This is a genomic window from Bradyrhizobium sp. ORS 111, from assembly GCF_045571485.1.
Taxonomy (GTDB): Bacteria; Pseudomonadota; Alphaproteobacteria; order Rhizobiales; family Xanthobacteraceae; genus Bradyrhizobium.
This window is the reverse complement of sequence record NZ_CP120701.1, coordinates 5,427,180-5,449,051: the sequence shown is the minus strand read 5'-3', so window position 1 is coordinate 5,449,051 and position 21,872 is coordinate 5,427,180. Positions and strand designations below refer to the sequence as shown.

18 protein-coding genes are annotated in these 21,872 nt (G+C 64.6%); 9 read left to right on the top strand and 9 right to left on the bottom strand.

Going from position 1 to position 21,872, the window contains the following annotated elements:
• The first annotated feature begins 104 nt into the window (after positions 1-104).
• The 3 genes from P6U30_RS25210 to P6U30_RS25200 all read left to right on the top strand — a co-directional run bounded on the left by P6U30_RS25210 (position 105) and on the right by P6U30_RS25200 (position 6,566).
• On the top strand, positions 105-1,808 hold the full coding sequence (locus P6U30_RS25210; protein WP_407165581.1) for a methyl-accepting chemotaxis protein: 1,704 nt from the start codon (positions 105-107) through the stop codon (positions 1,806-1,808).
• Between the two features lie 389 nt (positions 1,809-2,197).
• The gene (locus P6U30_RS25205) at positions 2,198-5,377 is read left to right on the top strand and encodes an efflux RND transporter permease subunit (protein ID WP_407165580.1); all 3,180 of its coding nucleotides are present in this window, start codon (positions 2,198-2,200) and stop codon (positions 5,375-5,377) included.
• A complete protein-coding gene (locus tag P6U30_RS25200) occupies positions 5,364-6,566 on the top strand; it encodes an efflux RND transporter periplasmic adaptor subunit (RefSeq protein ID WP_407165579.1) in 1,203 nt (400 codons plus the stop codon). The genes P6U30_RS25205 and P6U30_RS25200 overlap by 14 nt, the downstream gene beginning before the upstream one ends.
• Before the next feature lie 178 nt (positions 6,567-6,744).
• On the opposite strand, the gene P6U30_RS25195 is transcribed toward P6U30_RS25200, so the two are convergent.
• Together P6U30_RS25195 and P6U30_RS25190 are read right to left on the bottom strand one after the other, a co-directional pair.
• A complete protein-coding gene (locus P6U30_RS25195; protein ID WP_407165578.1) occupies positions 6,745-8,256 on the bottom strand; it encodes an acetyl-CoA acetyltransferase in 1,512 nt (503 codons plus the stop codon).
• 144 nt (positions 8,257-8,400) lie between these two features.
• A complete protein-coding gene (locus P6U30_RS25190; RefSeq protein WP_407165577.1) occupies positions 8,401-9,534 on the bottom strand; it encodes a nitronate monooxygenase in 1,134 nt (377 codons plus the stop codon).
• A gap of 394 nt (positions 9,535-9,928) precedes the next feature.
• Here P6U30_RS25190 and yghU point away from each other — a divergent pair, with 394 nt between their 5' ends.
• Positions 9,929-10,807, top strand: a complete 879-nt coding sequence (gene yghU, locus P6U30_RS25185) for a glutathione-dependent disulfide-bond oxidoreductase (protein ID WP_407165576.1) — start codon at positions 9,929-9,931, stop codon at positions 10,805-10,807.
• Between the two features lie 125 nt (positions 10,808-10,932).
• Here the strand turns inward: yghU and P6U30_RS25180 are convergent, their stop codons facing one another.
• The 6 genes from P6U30_RS25180 to P6U30_RS25155 form a co-directional block, all read right to left on the bottom strand.
• On the bottom strand, positions 10,933-11,208 hold the full coding sequence (locus tag P6U30_RS25180) for a GNAT family N-acetyltransferase (RefSeq protein ID WP_407165575.1): 276 nt from the start codon (positions 11,206-11,208) through the stop codon (positions 10,933-10,935).
• Positions 11,209-11,230: 22 nt separating this feature from the next.
• Positions 11,231-11,845, bottom strand: a complete 615-nt coding sequence (locus P6U30_RS25175) for a flavin reductase family protein (RefSeq protein WP_407165574.1) — start codon at positions 11,843-11,845, stop codon at positions 11,231-11,233.
• Positions 11,846-12,068: 223 nt separating this feature from the next.
• Positions 12,069-13,343 (bottom strand): acyl-CoA dehydrogenase family protein, encoded by a 1,275-nt coding sequence (locus P6U30_RS25170; RefSeq protein WP_407147490.1) that lies wholly within the window; start codon positions 13,341-13,343, stop codon positions 12,069-12,071.
• A gap of 171 nt (positions 13,344-13,514) precedes the next feature.
• Positions 13,515-13,892, bottom strand: a complete 378-nt coding sequence (locus tag P6U30_RS25165) for a VOC family protein (RefSeq protein WP_407165573.1) — start codon at positions 13,890-13,892, stop codon at positions 13,515-13,517.
• Positions 13,893-14,291: 399 nt separating this feature from the next.
• Positions 14,292-15,509: an IS4 family transposase gene (locus tag P6U30_RS25160; RefSeq protein ID WP_407165572.1), complete on the bottom strand. Its 1,218-nt coding sequence runs from the start codon at positions 15,507-15,509 to the stop codon at positions 14,292-14,294.
• A 302-nt stretch (positions 15,510-15,811) separates the two neighbouring features.
• Positions 15,812-16,594 carry an SDR family NAD(P)-dependent oxidoreductase gene (locus P6U30_RS25155; RefSeq protein ID WP_407165571.1) on the bottom strand — a complete coding sequence of 261 codons (783 nt, stop codon included), beginning with the start codon at positions 16,592-16,594 and terminating at the stop codon, positions 15,812-15,814.
• 154 nt (positions 16,595-16,748) lie between these two features.
• On the opposite strand from P6U30_RS25155, the gene P6U30_RS25150 reads away from it, so the two are divergent.
• Genes P6U30_RS25150 through P6U30_RS25140 form a run of 3 tightly spaced genes read left to right on the top strand, consistent with a single transcriptional unit; the run spans position 16,749 to position 18,896 of the window.
• Entirely contained in the window at positions 16,749-17,540 is a 792-nt protein-coding gene (locus P6U30_RS25150) for an enoyl-CoA hydratase/isomerase (RefSeq protein ID WP_407165570.1), read from the top strand.
• Positions 17,537-18,523 (top strand): phosphotransferase family protein, encoded by a 987-nt coding sequence (locus tag P6U30_RS25145; protein WP_407165569.1) that lies wholly within the window; start codon positions 17,537-17,539, stop codon positions 18,521-18,523. The genes P6U30_RS25150 and P6U30_RS25145 overlap by 4 nt, the downstream gene beginning before the upstream one ends.
• Before the next feature lies 1 nt (position 18,524).
• Positions 18,525-18,896, top strand: a complete 372-nt coding sequence (locus P6U30_RS25140; RefSeq protein WP_407165568.1) for a DUF6285 domain-containing protein — start codon at positions 18,525-18,527, stop codon at positions 18,894-18,896.
• Between the two features lie 105 nt (positions 18,897-19,001).
• Here P6U30_RS25140 and P6U30_RS25135 read toward each other — a convergent pair whose 3' ends face one another.
• Positions 19,002-19,781 (bottom strand): enoyl-CoA hydratase-related protein, encoded by a 780-nt coding sequence (locus P6U30_RS25135; RefSeq protein ID WP_407147484.1) that lies wholly within the window; start codon positions 19,779-19,781, stop codon positions 19,002-19,004.
• A gap of 220 nt (positions 19,782-20,001) precedes the next feature.
• Between P6U30_RS25135 and P6U30_RS25130 the strand changes: the two genes are divergently transcribed.
• Both P6U30_RS25130 and P6U30_RS25125 read left to right on the top strand, forming a co-directional pair.
• A complete protein-coding gene (locus tag P6U30_RS25130) occupies positions 20,002-21,276 on the top strand; it encodes an acyl-CoA dehydrogenase family protein (protein WP_407165567.1) in 1,275 nt (424 codons plus the stop codon).
• A 22-nt stretch (positions 21,277-21,298) separates the two neighbouring features.
• On the top strand, positions 21,299-21,778 hold the full coding sequence (locus P6U30_RS25125) for a GFA family protein (protein ID WP_407165566.1): 480 nt from the start codon (positions 21,299-21,301) through the stop codon (positions 21,776-21,778).
• Positions 21,779-21,872: the final 94 nt, after the last annotated feature.

The window sequence follows — 21,872 nt, the reverse complement described above, 5'->3', positions numbered from 1 at the left end:
GGATTAACCAAGCGTAGGTTCGCGCGCGGTATTTTGTCACGGTGCGACGAGGCCATCGTGCATGAGTCGGTCGCGAAGATCCTTGCGCAAAGAGGCGTCCGACGATGTTGCTGGCGAGATTCCGCATCCTCCCGAAGATTTTGGCGATCGTTTGCGGTCTTTCCCTCATCGCGGGAATGATGGCCTGGCTTGGCATTTCCTCACTGAACTCGCTCAGCGAACGCAGCGCGATCACGGCGCGCGCGGCGGAACGGGCGTTGCTCTCGGCCCGAGCCAATCAGAACGTGCTCGCGATCAATGGCGCCGAATTCCGCAGCGCGCTCGATCCCCGCGACGAGAACAGGCTCGCGGCGCGTTCGGTGATCGAAGCGCAGATCAAATTGTTCGAGGAACGCCTCGCCGAGATCAGCCACACCTCGGATGAGCAGACCATCAGCATGCTGTCCGGCGTGCGGTCGGCGCTTGCGGCCTATCGGGCCCAGCTCAAGCAGACGCTGGATGCGGTCGATGGCGCCAGCACGGCCGAACTGACCCGGTCCGCCGAGAAGCTTCGCGATGTCGCGATGAACAGCCGTGCGGCGGCGGAAGAGCTCCAGGCCAGGATCCGGGCCGTCGCCGAGCGGCAGGACCAGCGCGTCAGGGAGAACGTCAAGGCCGACCAGCGCGAAACCGCGTCGACGTCCGAACTCCTGGTCCTGCTGGCGGCATCAGGCGTCGCATTCGGTCTGCTGTTCGGCTTCGTCGTCGGGCAATACGGCATCGCCAAGCCGATCCGCGCCGTCGTCGACATGCTGCAGCAGTTGGCCAACGGCAACTACGACGTCGCGGTCGACGGCACGGATCGCCGTGACGAGGTCGGCGACGTGGCCAGGACCGCGCTCGTGTTCAAGGACAACGGTCTCGCCAAGATCCGGATGGAGCGCGAGCAGAAGGAGGCGGAAGCGCGCGCCGCCGCGCAGCGCCGTGCCGACATGCTCCAGCTTGCCGACGGCTTTGAGCGCGCAGTCGGTGAGATCGTCGAGACCGTCGCATCGGCCTCGACCGAGCTCGAGGCGTCTGCGACCACACTGACGTCCACCGCCGAGCGTTCGCAGGACCTCGCGACGACCGTCGCGGCGGCTTCCGAGGAGGCCTCCACCAACGTGCGGTCGGTGGCGTCCGCGGCCGAAGAGCTGTCATCGTCGGTCAACGAGATCAGCCGCCAGGTGCAGGAATCCGCCCGCATCGCCAGCGAGGCCGTCGACCAGGCCCGCACCACCAATGATCGGGTCGGCGAATTGTCGAAGGCCGCCGCGCGCATCGGTGATGTGGTCGAGCTCATCAGCACCATCGCCGCCCAGACCAACCTGCTGGCGCTGAACGCGACCATCGAAGCGGCACGCGCCGGCGATGCCGGCCGCGGCTTCGCCGTCGTCGCATCGGAGGTGAAGGCGCTCGCCGAGCAGACCGCAAAGGCGACCGGCGAGATCGGCCAGCAGATTTCAGGCATCCAGGCGGCGACGCAGCAATCGGTCGGCGCGATCGGGGAAATTTCCTCCACCATCGAGCGCCTGTCGGAAATCTCCTCGACCATCGCGGCAGCGATCGAAGAGCAGGGCGCGGCGACGCAGGAGATCTCGCGCAATGTGCAGCAGGCCGCACACGGCACCCAGCAGGTCTCGGTCAACATCACCGACGTGCAGCACGGAGCGACCGAGACCGGCTCGGCGTCGACCCAGGTGCTGTCGGCGGCACAGACGCTGTCGGGTGACAGCAACCGTCTCAAGCTTGAGGTCGGCCGATTCCTGAACGCGGTCCGCGCCGCCTAGTCGCTTGCACATCAAGGGGGCGCGAAGACATCGCGCCCAAGTGGAGGTCGGAACTCCGCGTTGAAACGAACGCGGCTTGGATCGGCGCGTCACGTTTTACAATTTCGCAGACCTGCGATGCATCAACTACGCAGGGCGAGCACAATCTGCTTGCGCTGCTGATTTTCGCAGCAGGCCAGGCTTTTTTCGGCGATACCTTGCTCAGATAGTCGGCGTCCTAGCGGGTCACTTCACACGCTATGCCAAGGAAGTGAAGGCCGTTGGCGCCCCACGGGTTGGCGTTTCACGGTCCATCGGGTAAATCGAGGCCTGTATGGAACGGCCTTTTTCGAGCGCCGATTCCTTTGCCTGGGCAGGCTTCTTCGAGACTTTTCGGGAATACGCTTTCTATGATCGCACTGGTCCGTATCGCGCTGAGCCGGCCATATACTTTCGTCGTGCTCGCGGTCCTGCTGCTGATCATCGGACCGCTGGCGGCCCTGCGCACGCCGACCGACATTTTCCCTGACATCCGCATTCCCGTGATCGGTGTGGTCTGGCAGTACACCGGCCTGCCGCCGGACCAGATGTCCGGCCGTATCACGACACCGTTCCAGCGTGCGCTGACGACGACCGTCAACGACATCGAGCATATCGTCGCCAATTCCTATAATGGCGTCGGCATCATCAAGATCTTCTTCCAGCCCAATGTCGACATCCGTACCGCCAATGCGCAGGTCACCGCGATCTCGCAGACCCTGCTCAAGCAGATGCCGCCCGGCGCGACGCCGCCGTTGATCCTGAACTACAGCGCCTCGACGGTCCCGATCATCCAGGTCGCGCTGTCGGGCGAAGGCCTGACCGAGCAGAACCTCGCCGACATCGGCATCAACCAGTTGCGCACGCCGCTGGTCACCGTGCCCGGCGCGGCGATCCCGTATCCGTTCGGCGGCAAGCAGCGCCAGGTCCAGATCGACCTCAATTCGACGGCGCTGCAAGCGCGCGGCCTGTCGGGGCAGGACGTCGCCAATGCGCTCGCCGCCCAGAACCTGATCACACCGGTCGGCACCCAGAAGATCGGCGAGTTCGAATACACCATCAACCTGAACAACTCGCCCCTCAAGCTCGAGGAGCTCGGCGACCTGCCGATCAAGACCGTCAACGGCGCGATGGTCTATATCCGCGACGTCGCCAGCGTGCGTGACGGCAATCCCCCGCAGACCAACATCGTGCACGTCAACGGCAACCGTTCGGTGCTGATGATGGTGCTGAAGGCGGGTGCGACCTCGACGCTCGATATCATCTCCGGCATCAAGCAGAAGGTGATCGAGGTCAAGGACCAGATGCCGGACGCGCTCAAGATCGGCTTCATCGGCGACCAATCCCTGTTCGTCCGCGGCGCCATCACGGGCGTCGCCTTCGAGGGCGTGATCGCCGCGCTGCTCACCAGCGTCATGATCCTGCTGTTCCTGGGGAGCTGGCGCTCCACGATCATCATCGCAGTGTCGATCCCGCTATCGGTGCTCGGCGCCATCATCATGCTGTCCTTGATCGGCGAGACGCTGAACATCATGACGCTCGGCGGCCTTGCGCTTGCGGTCGGCATCCTCGTCGACGACGCCACGGTCACGATCGAGAACATCAATTACCACCTCGAGCAGGGCAAGCCGGTCCAGCAGTCGATCCTCGACGGCGCCAACCAGATCGTGACGCCGGCCTTCGTCTCGCTGCTCTGCATCTGCATCGTGTTCGTGCCGATGTTCTTCCTCACCGGCGTCGCGCGCTTTCTGTTCGTGCCGATGGCGGAAGCGGTGATGTTTGCGATGATCTGGTCGTTCATCCTGTCGCGCACGCTGGTGCCGACCATGGCGAACTACCTGTTGCAGGCGCATGTGCATCACAACGGCGAGCCGCCGAAATCGCGCAATCCGCTGGTCTGGTTTCAGCGTGGCTTCGAGGCGCGGTTCGAGCGCATCCGCGGCGGCTATCACGGCCTGCTGGCGCTGGCACTCAGCCACCGCAAGGCGTTCGTCACCGGGTTTCTCGCGATCGTCGCCGCGTCGTTCCTTCTGGTGCCGTTCCTGGGGCGCAACTTCTTCCCGTCGGTCGACGCCGGCAACATCCTGATGCACGTGCGCACCCAGGTCGGTACCCGCGTCGAGGAGACCGCCAATCAGCTCGCCGACATCCAGAAGGCGATCCGCAAGCTGGTCCCCGGCGAGATCGAGACCCTGACCGACAATATCGGCATGCCGATTTCCGGCATCAACATGACCTACAATAACACCGGGGTGATCGGTCCGCAGGACGGCGACATCCAGATCAAGCTGAAGGAAGGTCACAAGCCGACCGCGGAGCACGTGCAGACGCTGCGCGAGCAGTTGCCGCGGCTGTTCCCGGGGACCAGCTTCGCGTTCCTGCCGGCCGACATCGTCAGCCAGATCCTGAACTTCGGCGCGCCGGCGCCGATCGACTTGCAGATCCGCGGCGCCAACCTCGAAGCCAACTTCGCCTACGCCAACAAGCTGCTGGCCAAGATCCGCCGCATCCCCGGCATTGCCGACGCGCGCATCCAGCAGTCGCCGAACAGCCCGACCTTCAACATCGATGTCGACCGCACCCGCGCGCAATATGTCGGCCTCACCGAGCGCGACGTTACTAACTCCCTGGTCGTCAACCTCGCCGGCTCGTCGCAGGTCGCGCCGACCTATTATCTCAATCCGGACAACGGCGTGTCCTATTCGATCGTGATGCAGACGCCGCAATACCAGATCGACTCGCTGAGCGCGTTGCAGACCTTGCCGATCACCGCGACGGGCAACACGCAGGCGCCGATCCTCGGCGGCATCGCCGACATCAAGCGCTCGACCTCGAGCGCGGTGGTGTCGCAATACGACATCCAGTCGCTGGTGCAGATCTATGCGACGACGCAAGGCCGCGACCTCGGCGGGGTCGCAACCGACGTGCGCAAGCTGATCGCCGACACCGCCAAGGAGGTGCCGAAGGGCTCCTCCGTGGTGCTGCTCGGCCAGGTGCAGACCATGAACAGCGCCTTCACCGGCCTGCTGTTCGGCCTGCTCGGCGCCGTCGTGCTGATCTATCTTTTGATCGTCGTGAACTTCCAGTCCTGGTCGGATCCGTTCGTGATCATCACGGCGCTGCCCGCAGCACTGGCCGGTATCGTCTGGATGCTGTTCACGACCCAGACGACGCTGTCGGTGCCGGCACTGACCGGGGCCATCATGTGCATGGGCGTGGCGACCGCCAACAGCGTGCTGGTGATCAGCTTCGCGCGCGAACGTTATGAGGAGCTTGGCGATCCCGTTGCCGCCGCGCTGGAGGCCGGCTTCGTCCGGTTCCGACCGGTGCTGATGACGGCGCTCGCCATGATCATCGGCATGGCGCCGATGGCGCTCGGGCTCGGCGAGGGCGGCGAGCAGAACGCGCCGCTCGGCCGCGCCGTGATCGGCGGCCTGATCTTCGCGACTTTCGCGACCCTGATGTTTGTTCCCGTGGTATTCAGTATGGTACACAAGAAGCAAGGCGCCAAAGCCGCCGCCTCATCGGAGATCCCGCATGTCGCCCACTGAACAGCGCCCGCCGGTCTCTCACCGGAAACTGGGCATATTCGGCGTGGTCGCACTGATCGGGGCGGGCCTGATTGTCGGCACCGGCATCCGGGCCCGTGAGGAGCAGGACACGCGGCTGAAGCAATGGACCGATGACCAGGCCATTCCGACGGTGGCCGTGGCGCTGCCCAATGCCAAGGCGCTGAGCCCGACCATCGATCTGCCGGGGCGGCTGGAGGCCTATTACCGTGCGCCGATCTTCGCGCGGGTTTCCGGATACCTCAAGAGCTGGGACGTGGATATCGGGGCGCGGGTCAAGGCCGGCCAGGTGATCGCCGAGATCGAGGCGCCCGACCTCGACCAGCAATTGCTGCAGGCGCGCGCCGACCTCGCCAGCGCGCAGGCCAGCGCCAGGCTCTCGGAGGCAACGCTGACCCGGCGCAAGACGCTGGTGGCGTCGAACTTCGTCTCCGCGCAGGAAATCGACGAGCGCACCGCCGACCTCTCCAACAAGAATGCCGCGGTCAAGGCCGGTCAGGCCAATGTCGAGCGGCTGGAAGCGCTTGCCGGCTACAAGAAGATCACGGCGCCGTTCGACGGTGTGGTGACCTCGCGCGACACCGACGTCGGCGCGCTGATCAACGCCGGCGGCGGCACTGGCCCAGCGATGTTCACGATCTCCGACATCAGCAAGCTGCGCGTCTACGTCAACGTGCCGCAGAACTACGTGCCGGCGATCAAGATCGGCGCCAAGGCGACAATCTCGCTGCCGGAATATCCCAACCGGACGTTCGAGGCGACGGTCGAGGCCTCGTCGCAAGCGGTCGACGTCGCCTCCGGCACCACGCGGATGCAACTCGGGCTGGAGAATTCCAAGGGCGAGCTGATGCCGGGCGGCTACGCCAGCGTGAAGCTCAACCTGCAGCGCGATTCCACGCCGCTGAGCATCCCCTCCAGCGCGCTGATCTTCAACGCCAGCGGACTGCGGGTTGCGACCGTGGGCCCGGATGACAAGGTGGTGTTCAAGACGGTGAAGATCGGCCGCGATCTCGGCAAGGAGATCGAGCTCGCCTCCGGCCTTGCGCCCGATGACCGCGTCATCACCGCCCCGCCGGACGGCCTGAACGACGGCGAGCAGGTGCGGGTGGTCGGCGTCGGTGCCAAGGGCAAGCCGACGACGGCCTCTGAAAAGCAGGACGTGAAGGGGTAGGCGGAGGAGCGAGCTGCTTCCTCTTCGTCATGCCCCGTCACGACGCGGAAAGACGCCGAGGGTGGGCAAAGGCGCGTCAGCGCCGTGCCCACCATCTCATGTTCTGCTCGTGATGGTGGGCACGCTTCGCTTTGCCCACCCTACGGTTCTCTCACCGCAAGAGCGGGGCGAGGGGGACCTAAGCCACCCGCCATTCCAGCATGCCGTCGGCCGCGGTGACGATCGCGCCGGTCGTGCCGACCGGCGTGCGGTCCATGTTCTGCAGATGCGCCAGCGTGGCCGTGTCGCTCGCCGGGATGCGGCCGAGCGTGCGCCTGCCGTCTTCGGTGCGCAGCATCGTGACGCCGTGCTCGATCTCGCCATTACCGCGATAGATCACGGTGAACGCTTCGACCTTGCCCTTGCCGCGCGCCTCGCTGGTGAACTCCGGCACCTCTCGGCGATGGCGATCCGCTTCCGCTTGCACGGAAGTCGCCTGCTCGAGCGCCGCCTTCGGGGCCTGGCGCGACAGCACGAGTCCATGATGCTTGGTGACGAAGCCGCCCTGGCCGTAGAGCAGGCCGAGCTTGCCGCCGCCGCGCAGCTTGCGCACCATCGCGCAGGCCGCATGAGTCATATAGGTGTTGAGCGGTGCGCCGAAGAAAGTCAGCCCGCCGGTCACGGTCGGCTGCACGTCGCGGCCTAAGCCCAGCGTCCGCCGCGCCATCTTCGGCACGCAGGGAAAGCAGCTATAGAGCTCGATCGCGTCGAACTTTTTGCCGTCGCCCTCGACGAGATCCATCACCGCCTTCAGCACCGCGGTCTGCGCGTGGCTCTCGACGAACTGGTCGCGGGTCAGGTAGTCGCGCGGCTCCTCCGCCGAAGCGCCGCCGAGCGGGTAGATCAGGCGATCTTCCGGCACGCCGGCAGCACGCGCTTTCGCAAGGCTGGTCAGGATCAGCGCGCCGCCCATGTTCACGGTCGGGTTCGCCACCATCAGCTTTGTATACGGCCAAGCGATCATCCGGTTGTCAGGCGTCGCGGTGGTGATCTCCTCGCCGGTGAAGCGCTTCTTCAGCCAGGAGCTCGGGTTGTCGGCGGCGACCCGCGCGTAGGTCGACCACAGCTCACCCGACTCCTTCAGCGCCTCCCGCGGCGTCTGGCCCCAATGAGCCGAGGTCGCGGACTCGTAGAGCGGGTAGACCGTAATCGGCCTGAACACGCCGAGCGTCACGGCCGTCGGCTTCTGGAAGGCGGCGCCGCGCTTCGGCTCTTCGACGTCATGCGCGAATGGCGTCCAGGGCAGCTCAACGCCGGCGCGCTGCGCTTTGGTCGCGGTCGACTGCGCCTCGGCGCCGCAGACCGCCGCAACGCTGCATTCACCGCGCGCGATGCGCTGTGCCGCCTCGTGCAGATAGCGGATCGGGCTCTCGCCGCCGACCGGGCCGTAATAGAGATGCGCCGGATTGATGCCGAGACGCTGCGCAAGCTGCTTCTCCGGATCGCGGTAGCGCCAGCTCAGGAAGTTGACGATGTCGAGCGATTGGATGTCGCCAAGCAGCGTTGCGCCAGAGTCGGCCTCCGCGCGCTTCAGCGCCGCTTCCAATAGCGCGAGCGGCTCGAGGCCGGCGGCGATGTCCTTCGGACGATCGACGATCTCGCCGACGCCGACGATGACAGGAATGCGGTCTTCAGGCAGGTTGTTCGACATTCTTGTTGTTTCACTCGGAGATGTTGAGACTCGATCGTTGTTCTAGGCGTCATTGCGAGCGAAGCGAAGCAATCCATGCTGCGACTCGGGGAAAGATGGATTGCTTCGTCGCTTCGCTCCTCACAATGACGGGGTGGGCGGGAGTCACTCCGCCACCAGCGCGTTCATGTGCTCGACGGCCTCGATGAAATCTTCCTTGAACTCCTGCACCACCGCGCCGGCGGATTTCACGCTGTCGATCAGGCCGACGCCCTGGCCGACGAAGTAGCTGACGAGGTCGCGCGCCTTTTCGTTGCCGGCCGCGGCCGCGCGGTCGATGGCGTTGAAGGCATCGCGGCTGATGACGCTCTGCAGCGGCATCGGCAGCGCGCCGGGACTGTCAGGTGCGCGATCCCAGGCATCGGTCCACACCGAGCGGAGCTGGCGCGCCGGCTTTCCCGTGCGGCCCTTGGAGCGCACCGCGTCGCGCGAGGAGGCCGCGATCATCTTCTCGCGGAAGATCTCCGAGGTCTCCGATTCCACGGTCGCAAGCCACACCGAGCCGGTCCAGGCGCCGGCGGCGCCCATCGCCATGCAGGCGGCCATCTGCCGTCCGGTCATGATGCCACCGGCCGCCAGCACCGGCACGTCGCGGACCTTCTTGATCGCCTTGATCACCTCGGGCACCAGCACCATGGTCGAGACCTCGCCGCAATGGCCGCCGGCCTCGGTGCCCTGCACGACCAGAATGTCGACGCCGGCCGCGACCTGGCGCAGCGCGTGCTCCTTGGCACCGACCAGCGCTGCGACCGGGACGCCGTGCGCCCTGCCGCGGTCGATCATCGCCTTCGGCGGTACGCCGAGCGCATTCGCGATCAGCTTGATCGGATGGCGGAAGGAGACGTCGAGCAGTTGCAGCGCAGTCTCGGCGTCGAACGGTTGCGGCTGGTTGTCGGCGACATTCCGGGTCGTCAGATCGATGTCGTACTTCTTCAAGAGATTGCGGGTGAAGTCGCGGTGCTCCTGCGACACGCGCTTCTCCAGGCTCTTCCAGGTGACGTTCTTCTCGCCAGCGGTCGAGATGTTCTCGGGGATCAAGACGTCGATGCCGTAGGGCTTGCCGTCGACATGCGCGTCGATCCACTTCAACTCCTGCTCCAGCGTCTCCGGCGTATGCGCGGTCGCGCCGAACACGCCAAAGCCACCGGCGCGGCTGACCGCCGCCACCACGTCGCGGCAATGGCTGAAGGCGAGCAGGGGGAATTCGATTCCCAGCATGTCGCAGATCGGTGATTTCATGGATGCGTTGTCTCCCCGGCGGCAGCTTCGATGGCTGCTTTATCTCGCTGCGATGGCATCAGCCTCGGCGACGCTAGCCTTGATGGTCGGCGAAGCCAAGCGGCTTTCGTTGACGGCGATCTTGCGTGCAGGCGCTACGGATGAGGGCGCTGCGCACCACGCATTCCGCAAGGCAAAATATGCAGATCCAACGAAGAGATGGATTGCTTCGCGGAGCCTGTCATCGGGCGCGCGTTCGCGCGACCCGTTGGGTCGCAATGACGGTTGGCCTGAGACTCGGATTCGGCGTGGTCCGGCATGACAACGGGAGGGACGGTCGCTCGCCCGGTCCCCTTGCCAACCACGGTTTCGAGGCTAGCTACAACTGACGCGCCTGTGCACCGGAGCCAACTGCATGACCGATACCCCAGCCTACGAGCCGCCGAAAGTCTGGACCTGGAACAAGGAGAGTGGCGGTCGCTTCGCCAACATCAACCGGCCGATTGCCGGCCCCACGCACGACAAGGAACTGCCGGTTGGACGTCATCCGCTGCAACTTTATTCGCTGGCGACGCCGAACGGCGTGAAGGTCACGGTGATGCTGGAGGAGCTGCTGGCGGCCGGCCACAAGGGCGCCGAGTACGATGCCTGGCTGATCAAGATCGACGGCAACCAGTTCGGCAGCGGCTTTGTCGCGGTTAATCCGAACTCGAAGATCCCGGCACTGATGGACCGCAGCGGCCCGGAGCCGATCAGGGTGTTCGAGTCAGGCTCGATCCTGGTCTATCTCGCCGAGAAGTTCGGCGCGTTCCTGCCGACTGACGCCAGGACGCGTGCGGAGACGTTCTCCTGGCTGTTCTGGCAGATGGGCGCCGCGCCCTATCTCGGCGGTGGCTTCGGCCACTTCTATGCCTACGCACCGACCAAGATCGAATACGCCATCGATCGCTTCGCGATGGAGGTGAAGCGCCAGCTCGATGTGCTCGAGCGCAGGCTCGCCGACAACGAATATCTCGCCGGCAACGTCTACACCATCGCCGATATGGCGGTGTGGCCCTGGTATGGCGGATTGGCCAAGGGCGTGCTCTATGGCGCCGGAGAATTCCTCTCGGTGCATGAGTACAAGAACGTGCAGCGCTGGGCCGATGCGATCGCGGCGCGGCCCGCGGTGAAGCGCGGCCGCATGGTCAACCGCACCTGGGGCGATCCGGCAAGCCAGCTCCACGAGCGTCATGACGCCAGCGACTTTGATACGAAGACGCAGGATAAGATCGGCGAGGCGGCGGCATCATAGTCCTCGCTATGCTTCCGTCCCTCATTCTGAGGAGCCCGCGAAGCGGGCGTCTCGAAGTATGCAGAGACGCGCGTCCGCGCTCCTCACCATGAGGGTTTGTGACGTCGCAAGACCATTGCTCAGCGTCACCCCAGCAGATCATTGTACTCCGGATGCTTCTTCATGAAGCCCTGGATGAACTCGCATTTGACGACGAGCTTGCGGCCATTTGCGCGCACCGCGTCGAGCGTGGCGCGGGCAAGCTTCGAGCCGATGCCGCGACCGCCGAGCTCCGGCGGCACCTCGGTGTGAACCAGCGTGATGGTGTCAGGCGTCTTGCGGTAGACGACGAAGGCGGTCGCGCCGTCAACGGTGAGCTCGAACCGGCTCTGCGCCTCGTTGTCGCGGAATGCTTCGGTCATTGTCTCTTCCTCTATTGTCCCTTTATTTCTTCGCGCCTTCGGCCGCCGGAAATACCACGCGGTCATCGGTGCGACAGTAGCGGTCGGCAAACATGCGCCCGATCGGATGATAGCGCTCCATGTGCACGCGCATCGCCTCGCGATCCCACAATTCATCGCGGATGTAGAAGTTGATGCCTTCGCCCATGATGAGCTGACGGTCGCCGTTGACGTCGATCAGCTTCCAGGTTCGGCACTCCATCGCCCACGGCGTATCGGCGAGGCGCGGCACCGCGATCTTGCTCGATGGCGCGAGCCTCAAGCCGAGATAGGCGGGCTCGCCGATCTCCGGCGGAAAGTCGCCGCTGGTCTCGTGCATCGCGCGCGCCAACGGCTCGTCGGTGAGGTTGACCACGAACTCGGAGGTAGCCTGGATGTTGGCGAGCGTGTCCTTGTGGCGGCCGTCGGGCCGGCGGTTCACCGCGAACATGCAGAGCGGCGGATCCTCGCAGAACACGTTGAAGAACGAGAACGGCGCGGCATTGACCACGCCGTCCGTGCCCATGCTCGTCACCCAGGCGATCGGCCGCGGCAGCACGAACGAGGTCAGCACCTTATAACGTTCGCGCTGGGTGAGGTCTTCGGGAGCGTATTCCATGCGGAGGTCCCTGCTTGCTTACCTCGCCCCGCTTTCGGGGAGAGGTCGGAATTCAAGCGTAGCTTGAATTCCGGGTGAGGGGGACTCTCCGCAAATCTCGTCTCTCACCGCATTTTGTGGAGACTCCCTGGTCCCGACATTCTGAGCTGCGCGGCGGTGGGCACGGCGCAAGAGCGCCACCCCACGCAACTCTCCCCGCCAAGAGCGGGGAGAGGGAGAAGGACTACGGCATGCTCAGCTCGTGGCGGCCGACCACCATCCAGTGCACCTCGTCGGGTCCGTCGGCGAAGCGGAGGTGGCGGACGTCCTGGTACATTTCGGCGAGCGGGGTCCAGTGCGAGATGCCGGTGGCGCCGTGCATCTGGATCGCCTGATCGATCACCTTGCAGGCACGCTCGGGGACCATCGCCTTGACCATCGAGACCCAGACGCGCGCCTCCTTGTTGCCGAGCACGTCCATCGCCTTGGCCGCCTTCAGCACCATCAGCCGCATCGCCTCGATCTCGCAGCGCGCCTGCGCGATGATCTGGGTGTTGCCGCCGAGATGGGCGATCTTCTTGCCGAACGCTTCGCGGGTCAGGCCACGCTGCACCATCATGTCGAGCGCCTTCTCGGCCTTGCCGATAGTGCGCATGCAATGATGGATGCGGCCCGGGCCGAGGCGGACCTGCGAGATCTCGAAGCCGCGGCCCTCGCCGAGCAGCATGTTGGCCTTCGGCACCTTCACATTGTTGAAGCGTAGATGCATGTGGCCGCGCGGCGCGTGATCGTGGCCGAACACCTGCATCGGCCCCAGGATCTCGACGCCGGGCGTGTCCATCGGCACCAGGATCTGCGATTGCTGCTTGCTCGGCGGCGCGTCGGGATTGGTTTTCACCATCACGATCATGATCTTGCAGCGCGGGTCGCCGGCGCCGGAGATGTAATACTTTTCGCCGTTGATCACCCATTCGTCGCCGACCAGCTTCGCGGTGGTCGAGATGTTCTTGGCGTCGGAGGAGGCGACGTTCGGCTCGGTCATCGCATAGGCCGAGCGGATCTCGCCGTTGAGCAGGGGCTTCAGCCACTTCTCCTTCTGCTCCTTGGTGCCGACGCGCTCCAGCACCTCCATGTTGCCGGTGTCGGGCGCGGAGCAGTTCATGGTCTCGGACGCGAGCGGGCTCTTGCCGAGCTCGGCCGCGATATAGGCGTAGTCGAGATTCTTCAGGCCTTCGCCGGTCTCGGCGTCGGGCAGGAAGAAGTTCCAGAGGCCGACCTCCTTCGCCTTGTCCTTGGCCTTTTGCAGCACCGCAAGCTGTTCGGGCGTGAAGCTCCAGCGGTCGGTCTTCTTCTCGCCGGCGCGATAGAACTCGACCGACATCGGCTCGACCACGTCGCGGATGAACTGCTTCACATGGTCATAAAGCGGCCGGACCTGGTCCGACATGCGCAGGTCGTTCAGCTCGTCGCCCGGGTTGAGCGTGTAGTTGGTCGTGCGCGGCACGTAGGCGTGTTTCATTGTCGTTTCTCCCATCGACGAAGGCGCTTCGCGGCGGACAATAGATGCGGCCGACGCGAAGCGCGAGCATCGATTTTCGAGACGATCCGTGCCGCATCGCGGAATTTGGCGAAGGCGTTTAAAACGTTGTTTGAACGCCGCCGCGCGCTGCGAAACTTTGATCGAACGGTGTCAGCCCAGCCGATGCATGGCGCAGAGCTTGTTGCCGTCGAGATCGCGCAGATAAGCCAAATAGAGCTTGCCGACGGTGGCCTCGCGCACGCCCGGCGGGTCCTCGCACGACTTGCCGCCATTGGCGATGCCGGCGGCGTGCCAGGCCTCGACCTGTTCGGGCGAGTTGCAGGCAAAGCCGATCGTGCCGCCATTGGCGTGCGTCGCCGGTTCGCCGTTGATCGGCTTCGAGACCGAGAAAACGCCGGCCTTGGTGACGTAGAAAATGCGGTGACCGTCGACCCTCGCCGGCCGGACATCGAGGGTGGCGAGCAGCGCATCATAGAACGCCTTGGCCTTGTCCAGATCGTTGGTGCCGACCATCACGTGTGAAAACATTTCAAGAATCCTCCTGTTGCTTGCGACAGCCACACCGGTGCGTCTTGCCGGAGCAACTAGACCGATACGTGCCGCGGCCGAAACGCTAGCAGCAGTTTTCCCGCAACGGAAGCGGACGCCGCGCCGCGTGGTGTTCTGACGCGATGGCGTCCTCTTCCGTCATTCCGTGGCTGCGCCCTCTGCCAACAGCGGAGGAGCAAGTCAACGCAAGACTCGGACGCATTGGCGCCGCGAGGATGCGGATGTATGATTCGCAAGCCCTGCGACAAACTCGCCGTCATCCCTGCGAAAGCAGGGACCCATAACCACTACCGGTTAGCATTGCTCGTCGCTGGAACGACGAGCCCCGCTCTCAACATCCGCCGCGGCGTATGGGTCCCTGCTTTCGCACTATGGCATCTACACGTTTGCGGTGCCGTATACGAGGATTTGGAAGCGAGCCATCCCGATGTGGAAGGTGATTGGTCCAGGTGGGCGATGCGAGGCGTAGCCGGTCCATCCGCCGAGCTTTGCGATGATCCACGCCGCCCAGGCGACAGTGTTGGGGCGATGGTGGTTCTTCTGGAGCTCGGTGCGGCCTTTCAGGGTTTTATTGATGGCCTTGAGCGCGTCGATCTCGTCCGGCGTGAACACAAATTCGGCCGGCAATTCTTCACCGCCATTGCGGGCTTGGACAAGCTGGATGACGAGACATGCCACTCTGGTGGCGATCGCCACCAGTTTGATCAGGCCTTCAGCGCTGTCGAGCTGACTATCCTCGATGCGCAGACCCTGGCTCTTCAGCGAGCGGAAGAGCTGCTCGATGATCCAGCGCTGCTTGTACCAGGAGACGATCCGCCAGGCATCGGCGGCGGTGGCGACCGGATGGGTGGTCAGGAGCAACCAATGAATGGGCTGGGCGCCCTTCGGGGGGTGCAACTCGACGACTTCGACGAAGCTGACTTTGACGCCCTCCGCCAAGTCTTTCACGCCGGGGCGCTGCGGCCGTTTGAGCACAACGGTTCCAAAGCACATGGAGAGGTGGGCCTGGCGAGCGCTGCGATCCATCCGCTGCGGCAGATCGATCACCGCCTTGCCGCAGAAGCCGGCCCGCCCGACTGCCTGATAAAGCGTGCCGCCATCGACCAGCGCATGGTCGTGCATGGCGCGCGACAGAAGGTGGACATTGTCAGCGGGCGTCAGCGCCCAGTGGGCGAAGAAATCTCCCTCGCGGTCGTTGACGACGGTGATCATACCAGCTGCGGCCAGAACATCGCGGCCTTGCTCAGCGGTCGTCACCCAGCGCGCCGACTCCTTGTCGGCCAAGGCTCGCTTCTCGTGAGCGATCTTCGCCGTGCGCTTGCGCGTCCACACCTTGCCGCCAGTGAGCCCGAGACAGACCCCGCTGTCGGCATCGACTGCCATCATGGCATGCAGCAGCACGCCACGCGCGTTGCCTTTGCCGACCTTGCCCAAGCCGCGCCGATGTCCCGGACGGGTGTGGAACTTGATCTCGCTGGTATCTTGGATTGCCAGCACATGTCGCCCGCTGACCGCGGCTGACGTCTGCAGGCTCCAGCCTTCAACCAGCTTGTCGGTCGTGACCCGTGGATTGTTCACAAACCGCCAGAACGCCATGTTCGCAGCCCAGTCGCCCTGCGCCATCTGGCGCAAACAGACGTTGCGCGTGCAAAGCACAGCCCGGAGAAGCGCCGCCCCCTTTTATCAAGGCGAACGTCTCCAAACTTGCCAAGGGACAAATCCGGTTCCTGCTGCATCTCTGGCGCTCCTTCGAATCAAAACGCCAGACAGAGAATCATACAAGTCGCTGCGGCGACCGCACATCATGCCGTCCCGAGTCAATCTGTCGCGCCCCAAAGATGTGTAGATGCCCTAGTGCTTTCGCAGGGACGACACCGGTGCGTGGGACGGAGCGATCGCTAGAACGCCGTATATCCGCCGTCGATCACGAAACAATCTGCCGTATGATAGGACGATGCCTTGCTCATGATGTAGACGGCGATGCCGCCGAAATCGCTGGGCTCGCCGAAGCGGCGAACCGGGATGCGCGGCATCACGTTGGCGACGAACTTGTCGTTGGCCATGATGCCTGCGGTCATGTCGCTCTTGATCCAGCCGGGCAGGATGGCATTCGCGGTGACACCGTAGCGTGCGAGCTCGACGCCGAGCGCGCGGCACAACGCGTTCAGCGCCGCCTTGGTGCCGGCATAATGCTCGTTGCGCGCTGTGCCGAACAGCGAAGCGAGGCTCGAGGTCGCGACCAGCCGGCCGAACTTGTCGCCCGCTTCGGCGCGCTCGGTCATGTGGCGCGCGGCGACCTGGAACACGTGGAAGACGCCGTCGAGATTGGTCGCGAACATTCTGCGCCATTCTTCCTCGGTGCGGTCGATGAAGGCGCGCCGTCCGCCGCCGCCGATGCCGGCGTTGGCGAAGCAGCCGTCGACGCGGCCGAAGGTGTCGAGCGTCGCCTTCATCGCCGCCTTGACGGAAGCGGGATCGCTGACGTCGCAGATTTGCGTTGCGACCTTGCCCGGCCCCTTTGCCATGGACGCGGCCGCGCTGGCATTCTTGTCCGCATTGCGGCCCCAGATCGAGACGTTGCATCCTGCGGAATTAAGCGCCTGCGCGATGCCAAGGCCGATGCCGCCATTGCCGCCGGTGATGACCGCGACGCGGCCGGTGAGATCGAAGATGCCACTCATTGGGGTTTCCATTTGTTTTGCCGCGCGCTAATCACGCGTTCGAGGATAGGCTTGCGGCCACCATGGACAAGCCCGGCGCAAAAATCAAATATGGGTCGAGACAACGCGTTCGACCTACCGCACCATCCATGCGGGACAACGGATAGAGGAAACAATGCAGTTCAAGCACGTCACGCTCGACTTCGACGGATCGGTCGCGATCCTCAAGCTCGACCATCAAGAGGTCATGAACGCGGTGTCGATCGACATGCTCGGCGGCCTTGCCGAGGCGCTGGACGTGATCGACGACAAGCGCGATCAGGTGCGCTGCCTCGTGATCACGGGCGCGGGCAGGGCGTTCTGCACCGGCGCCAATCTGCAGGGCCGCAACCAGCAGAAGCCCGGCAAGAGCAACGCCGGCGCCGCACTCGAGACCGCGTTCCACCCGTTCCTGCGCCGACTGCGTAAGCTGCACTGTCCGATCGTCACGGCGGTGAACGGCCCGGCGGCCGGCGCCGGAATGAGCTTCGCGCTGATGGGTGATCTCATTCTGTGCGCGCGCTCGTCCTACTTCCTGCAGGCGTTCCGCCGCATCGGCTTGGTACCGGATTGCGGCTCGACCTGGCTGCTGCCGCGGCTGATCGGCAAGGCGCGTTCGGTCGAGCTGTCGCTGCTCGGCGAGCGGCTGCCGGCCGAGAAGGCGCTGGAATGGGGCCTCGTCAACCGCGTCTATGACGACGGCGCGCTGATGGAGGAGGCGATGAAGCTCGCCCACGAGCTTGCCAACGGCCCGACGGTTGCGCTGTCGCTGATCAGGAAGCTCTATTGGGACAGCCCCGAGAATTCGTTCGAAGAGCAGCTCAATCTGGAATTCGAGTCGCAGCGGATCGCCGGCTGTGCCGAGGATTTCAAGGAAGGCGTCACCGCGTTCCTCGAGAAGCGGCCGGCGAAGTTTCGGGGCAAATGATCGAGGCTGAACTCGGGCGCTGCGTCGCGTCGTTCCTTCCAGGCGCGACCGGCGTCGCTGGTGCCGCAAAGCTCTCCGGCGGCGCCAGTCAGGAGACCTGGAGCTTCGACATCGTTTACCCGGGCGGCAATGTCGGCGCGATCCTGCGCCGTGCGCCGCCCGGCTACGGCGCCTCGCCCTCGCGCGCGGCGGGGCTTGAGGCCGAAGCCACGCTGATGCAACTCGCGCATGACGCCGGGCTGCCGTCGCCGAGGGTGATGCATGTGCTGACGCCGGAGGACGGCCTCGGCCGCGGTTTCATCATGGCACGCGTCGAGGGCGAGACCATCGCGCGCAAGATTTTGCGCGACGAGGAATTTGCCAGCGCGCGGCCGATCCTGGCGCGCCAGCTCGGCCGCGTCATCGCCGGCATTCACGGCCTGCCGCGGGCCAAGCTACCGCAGCTCCGCAGCATGACCGCGACCAAGGAGATCGAGGATCTCGAGCGCGAGTATCGCAGCTTCAATTGGCCGCGGCCGGTGTTCGAGCTGGCGTTGCGCTGGCTGCTCGATCACGATCCCGGCCCGTCGTCCGAGGTGACGCTGGTGCATGGCGACTTCCGGCACGGCAATCTGATCATCGGCGCCGACGGCGTGCGCGCGGTGCTCGACTGGGAGCTCGCGCATTTCGGCGATCCGATGGAGGACCTGGGGTGGATCTGCGTCAACTCCTGGCGCTTCGGCGAGATCGACAAGCCGGTCGGCGGCTTCGGCTCGCGCGAGGAGCTGTTTGCGGGCTACGAGGAGGCCGGCCGCAAGCCCGACCCGGCGCGCGTGATGTTCTGGGAAGTGATGGGCACGCTGCGCTGGGGCGTGATGTGCTGCGGCATGATGCAGCGCTTCCGCGCCGGCCCTGATCATTCGATGGAGCGCGCGATGATCGGACGGCGCGCGTCGGAAACCGAGATCGATCTGTTGCGGCTACTTGCTCCGCGAGGCCAATGACATGCAGGACGAACCGACACCCACGGAACTGATCAAGGCCGTCGCCGATTTCCTGCGCAGCGAGATCACGCCAGCCATCAAGGGCCACAATGCCTTCAAGCTGCGCGTCGGCATCAACGCGCTCGATTTGGTGACGCGACAGCTCGCGCTTGCCGAGATGAGCGATACGGCCGAGGCCGCGCGGCTGAAGCAGTTGCTCGGTGTCGATGGGTCGCTGATGGAGCTCAACCGCGCATTGTCGGACAAGATCGCAAACGGCGAGGTGGATCGAACTACGCCGGGACTGTCGGAGCACCTCTGGCAGTCCACGATGGACAAGCTCGCCGTCGATCAGCCGAACTACGCGTCGTACAAGAGGGAGCTCGACAAGTAGGATGGGTAGAGCGAAGCGAAACCCATCACGACTGCGGCAACGGCCGATGGGTTTCGCTCCGCTCTGCCCATCCTACAGGATGGTGCGGCAATGACGGAGGAGCGGCTACCGCCCCAGCCACTTCGGCGGGCGCTTCTCCGAGAACGCCTTCGGGCCCTCGATGTAATCCTGCGAGGCGACCATTGCCTTCACCGCCGGATAGTCGCGCTGCTCGGTGATCGCCTGCTCGAGCGACACTTCGAGGCCGCGCTGGATGGTCTGCTTGGAAGCGCGAATCGACATCGGCGAGTTCTTGGCAATCGTTTCCGCCCAACGCTCCGCGGCAGCCAGCGCTTCGCCCTGCGGCACCACCTCGTTGACGAAGCCGAGCTCAAAACCCTCCTTGGCGCTGACGTGGCGCGCGGTGAGGATCATGCCCATGGCGCGCTTCAGCCCGATCTGCCGCGGCAGCCGGTGCAGGCCGCCGGCCAGCGCCGCGAGACCGACGCGCGGCTCGGGCAGCGCAAAGGTCGCATTCTCAGAGGCAATGATCAGGTCGCAGGCGAGCGCAATCTCGAAGCCGCCACCCATCGCGACGCCGTTGACGGCAGCGATGATCGGCTTGTCGCAGTCGAAGCGGGTGGTCAGCCCGGCGAAGCCGCCCTTGTCCCAGCCGCGCTTGCCGCCCGCGGCCTGCCATTTCAAATCGTTGCCGGCGCAGAACGCCTTGTCACCGGCGCCGGTGACGATCGCGACCCATTGATCGGGATCGGCGGAGAAGTCGTCGAACACCTTGTTGAGCTCGAAATGCGCGTCGATATGCAGCGCGTTGTAAACCTCGGGGCGCGACAGCGTCACGATGGTGATGGGGCCCTTGCGCGTCACCTTGGAGAATTTGAGGTCCATGTCTGCTCCCGTCGATTTTCTGCAGCGAAGAATATGCGCGGCATCCTAGCGCGTGCGCGCCGTTCCGTGCCATCCAATTACGCAAGCCGACCGCGCATGCAAGCCTCATCCGCCTGCTTGACTCGGGCGGGGGCTTCTCACCTTAATCGATCCGAACGCGAGGGCGCGATAGCGTCTAAACACAAACTCAAAAACAACGATATTTCCGGGAGGGACTGCCTTGGATTTCAATCTGCCGGCTGACCTGACAGCCTATCTCGGCGAGCTCGATCGCTTCATCGAACGCGAGATCAAGCCGCTTGAAGAGGCCGACGACAACATCCGCTTCTTCGACCATCGCCGCGAATGGGCGCGCACCGATTTCGACAATGGCGGCCTGCCGCGCCACGAATGGGAGGCGCTGCTGCGCAAGGCCAAGGACCGCGCGGATGCTGCCGGTCATTTGCGCTTCGCGATCTCGAAACGCTACGGAGGCAAGGACGGGTCCAACCTCTGGATGGCCGTAATCCGCGAGCACTTCGCCTCCAAGGGGCTAGGCCTGCACAACGACTTGCAGAACGAGCATTCGATCGTCGGCAACTTTCCGGTCGTGACGATGCTCGACCGCTACGGGACCGCCGAACAGAAGGCGATGATCGACGGTTCGATCACTGGGAAATATCGCATCACCTTTGGGCTGACCGAGCCCGACCACGGCTCCGACGCCACGCATATGGAAACCCGGGCGGTGCCGGCGACCCGCGACACCGTCAAGGGCTGGATCATCAACGGCGAGAAGATGTGGACGACCGGCATGCATGTCGCCACGCACTGCGCGCTGTTTGCCCGCACCTCCGGCAATGACGGTGATGCCCGCGGCATCACCTGCTTCCTGGTGCCGGCGAAATCGCCGGGCGTGAAGGTCGAGCAGTATATGTGGACCTTCAACATGCCGACCGATCATCCGCGCGTCAGCTTTACCGATGTGTTCGTGCCTGAGGATGCCCAGTTCGGCGAGGTCGGCCGCGGCCTGTCGCTTGCGCAATGCTTTGTCCACGAGAACCGGATTCGCCAGGCGGCAAGCTCGCTGGGGGCCGCGGTCTACTGCATCAACGAGAGCGTCAGATATGCGCGCGAACGCAAGCCGTTCGGCAAGGCGCTGGCCGAGAACCAGGCGATCCAGTGGCCGCTGGTCGAGCTCGCGACCCAAGCCGAGATGCTGCGGCTGTTGATCCGGAAGACCGCGTGGGAGATGGACCAACTCACCCAGGCGCAAGTCGAGCACACGCTGTCGGACAAAGTTTCGATGTGCAACTATTGGGCAAACCGGCTGTGCTGCGACGCCGCCGATCGCGCGATGCAGGTACATGGCGGCATGGGCTATTCGCGCCACAAGCCGTTCGAGCATATCTATCGCCATCATCGCCGCTACCGCATCACCGAGGGCAGCGAGGAGATCCAGAAGCGCAAGGTGGCGGGCTTCCTGTTCGGTTACATGGGAGCCGGCAAGCACTGAGGCACGCTACGGAGGAGGCAGCATGAGCATGGAAGGCGGATGTACCTGCAGACACGTTCGCTACCGCCTCACCGGCAGGCCGCTGATCGTGCACGCCTGCCATTGCACCTGGTGCCAACGCGAGACCGGCACCGTGCATGCGGTCAACGCGATGTACGAGGCCGAGCGGGTGGAGCACCTTGCGGCCGAGCCTGATATCATCGACTCGCCCTCGGCGAGCGGCAAGGGTCAGAAGATCGCGCGCTGCCCGGTCTGCAAGGTCGCGGTGTGGAGCAACTATCCGGGTTCGGGACCGGCGGTGCGCTTCGTTCGCGTCGGCACGATGGATGACCCGAGCCAGTGCCCGCCCGACGTCCACATCTTCACGTCGACCAAGCAGCCATGGGTCACGCTGCCGCCGAGCGCGAGAGTCTTTGCCGAGTTCTACGACATCAACGCAGTGTGGTCGGAGGAGGCGAAGGAGCGACGGCGGATCATGCGGGAGAGGATGAAGAAGACGTGATGCGCGGCAATCGCTCCATCGTCGTCCCTGCGAAAGCATGCGAAAGCAGGGACCCGTAACCACCGTCGGCTGTTACGGATGACAGATGTGGTCG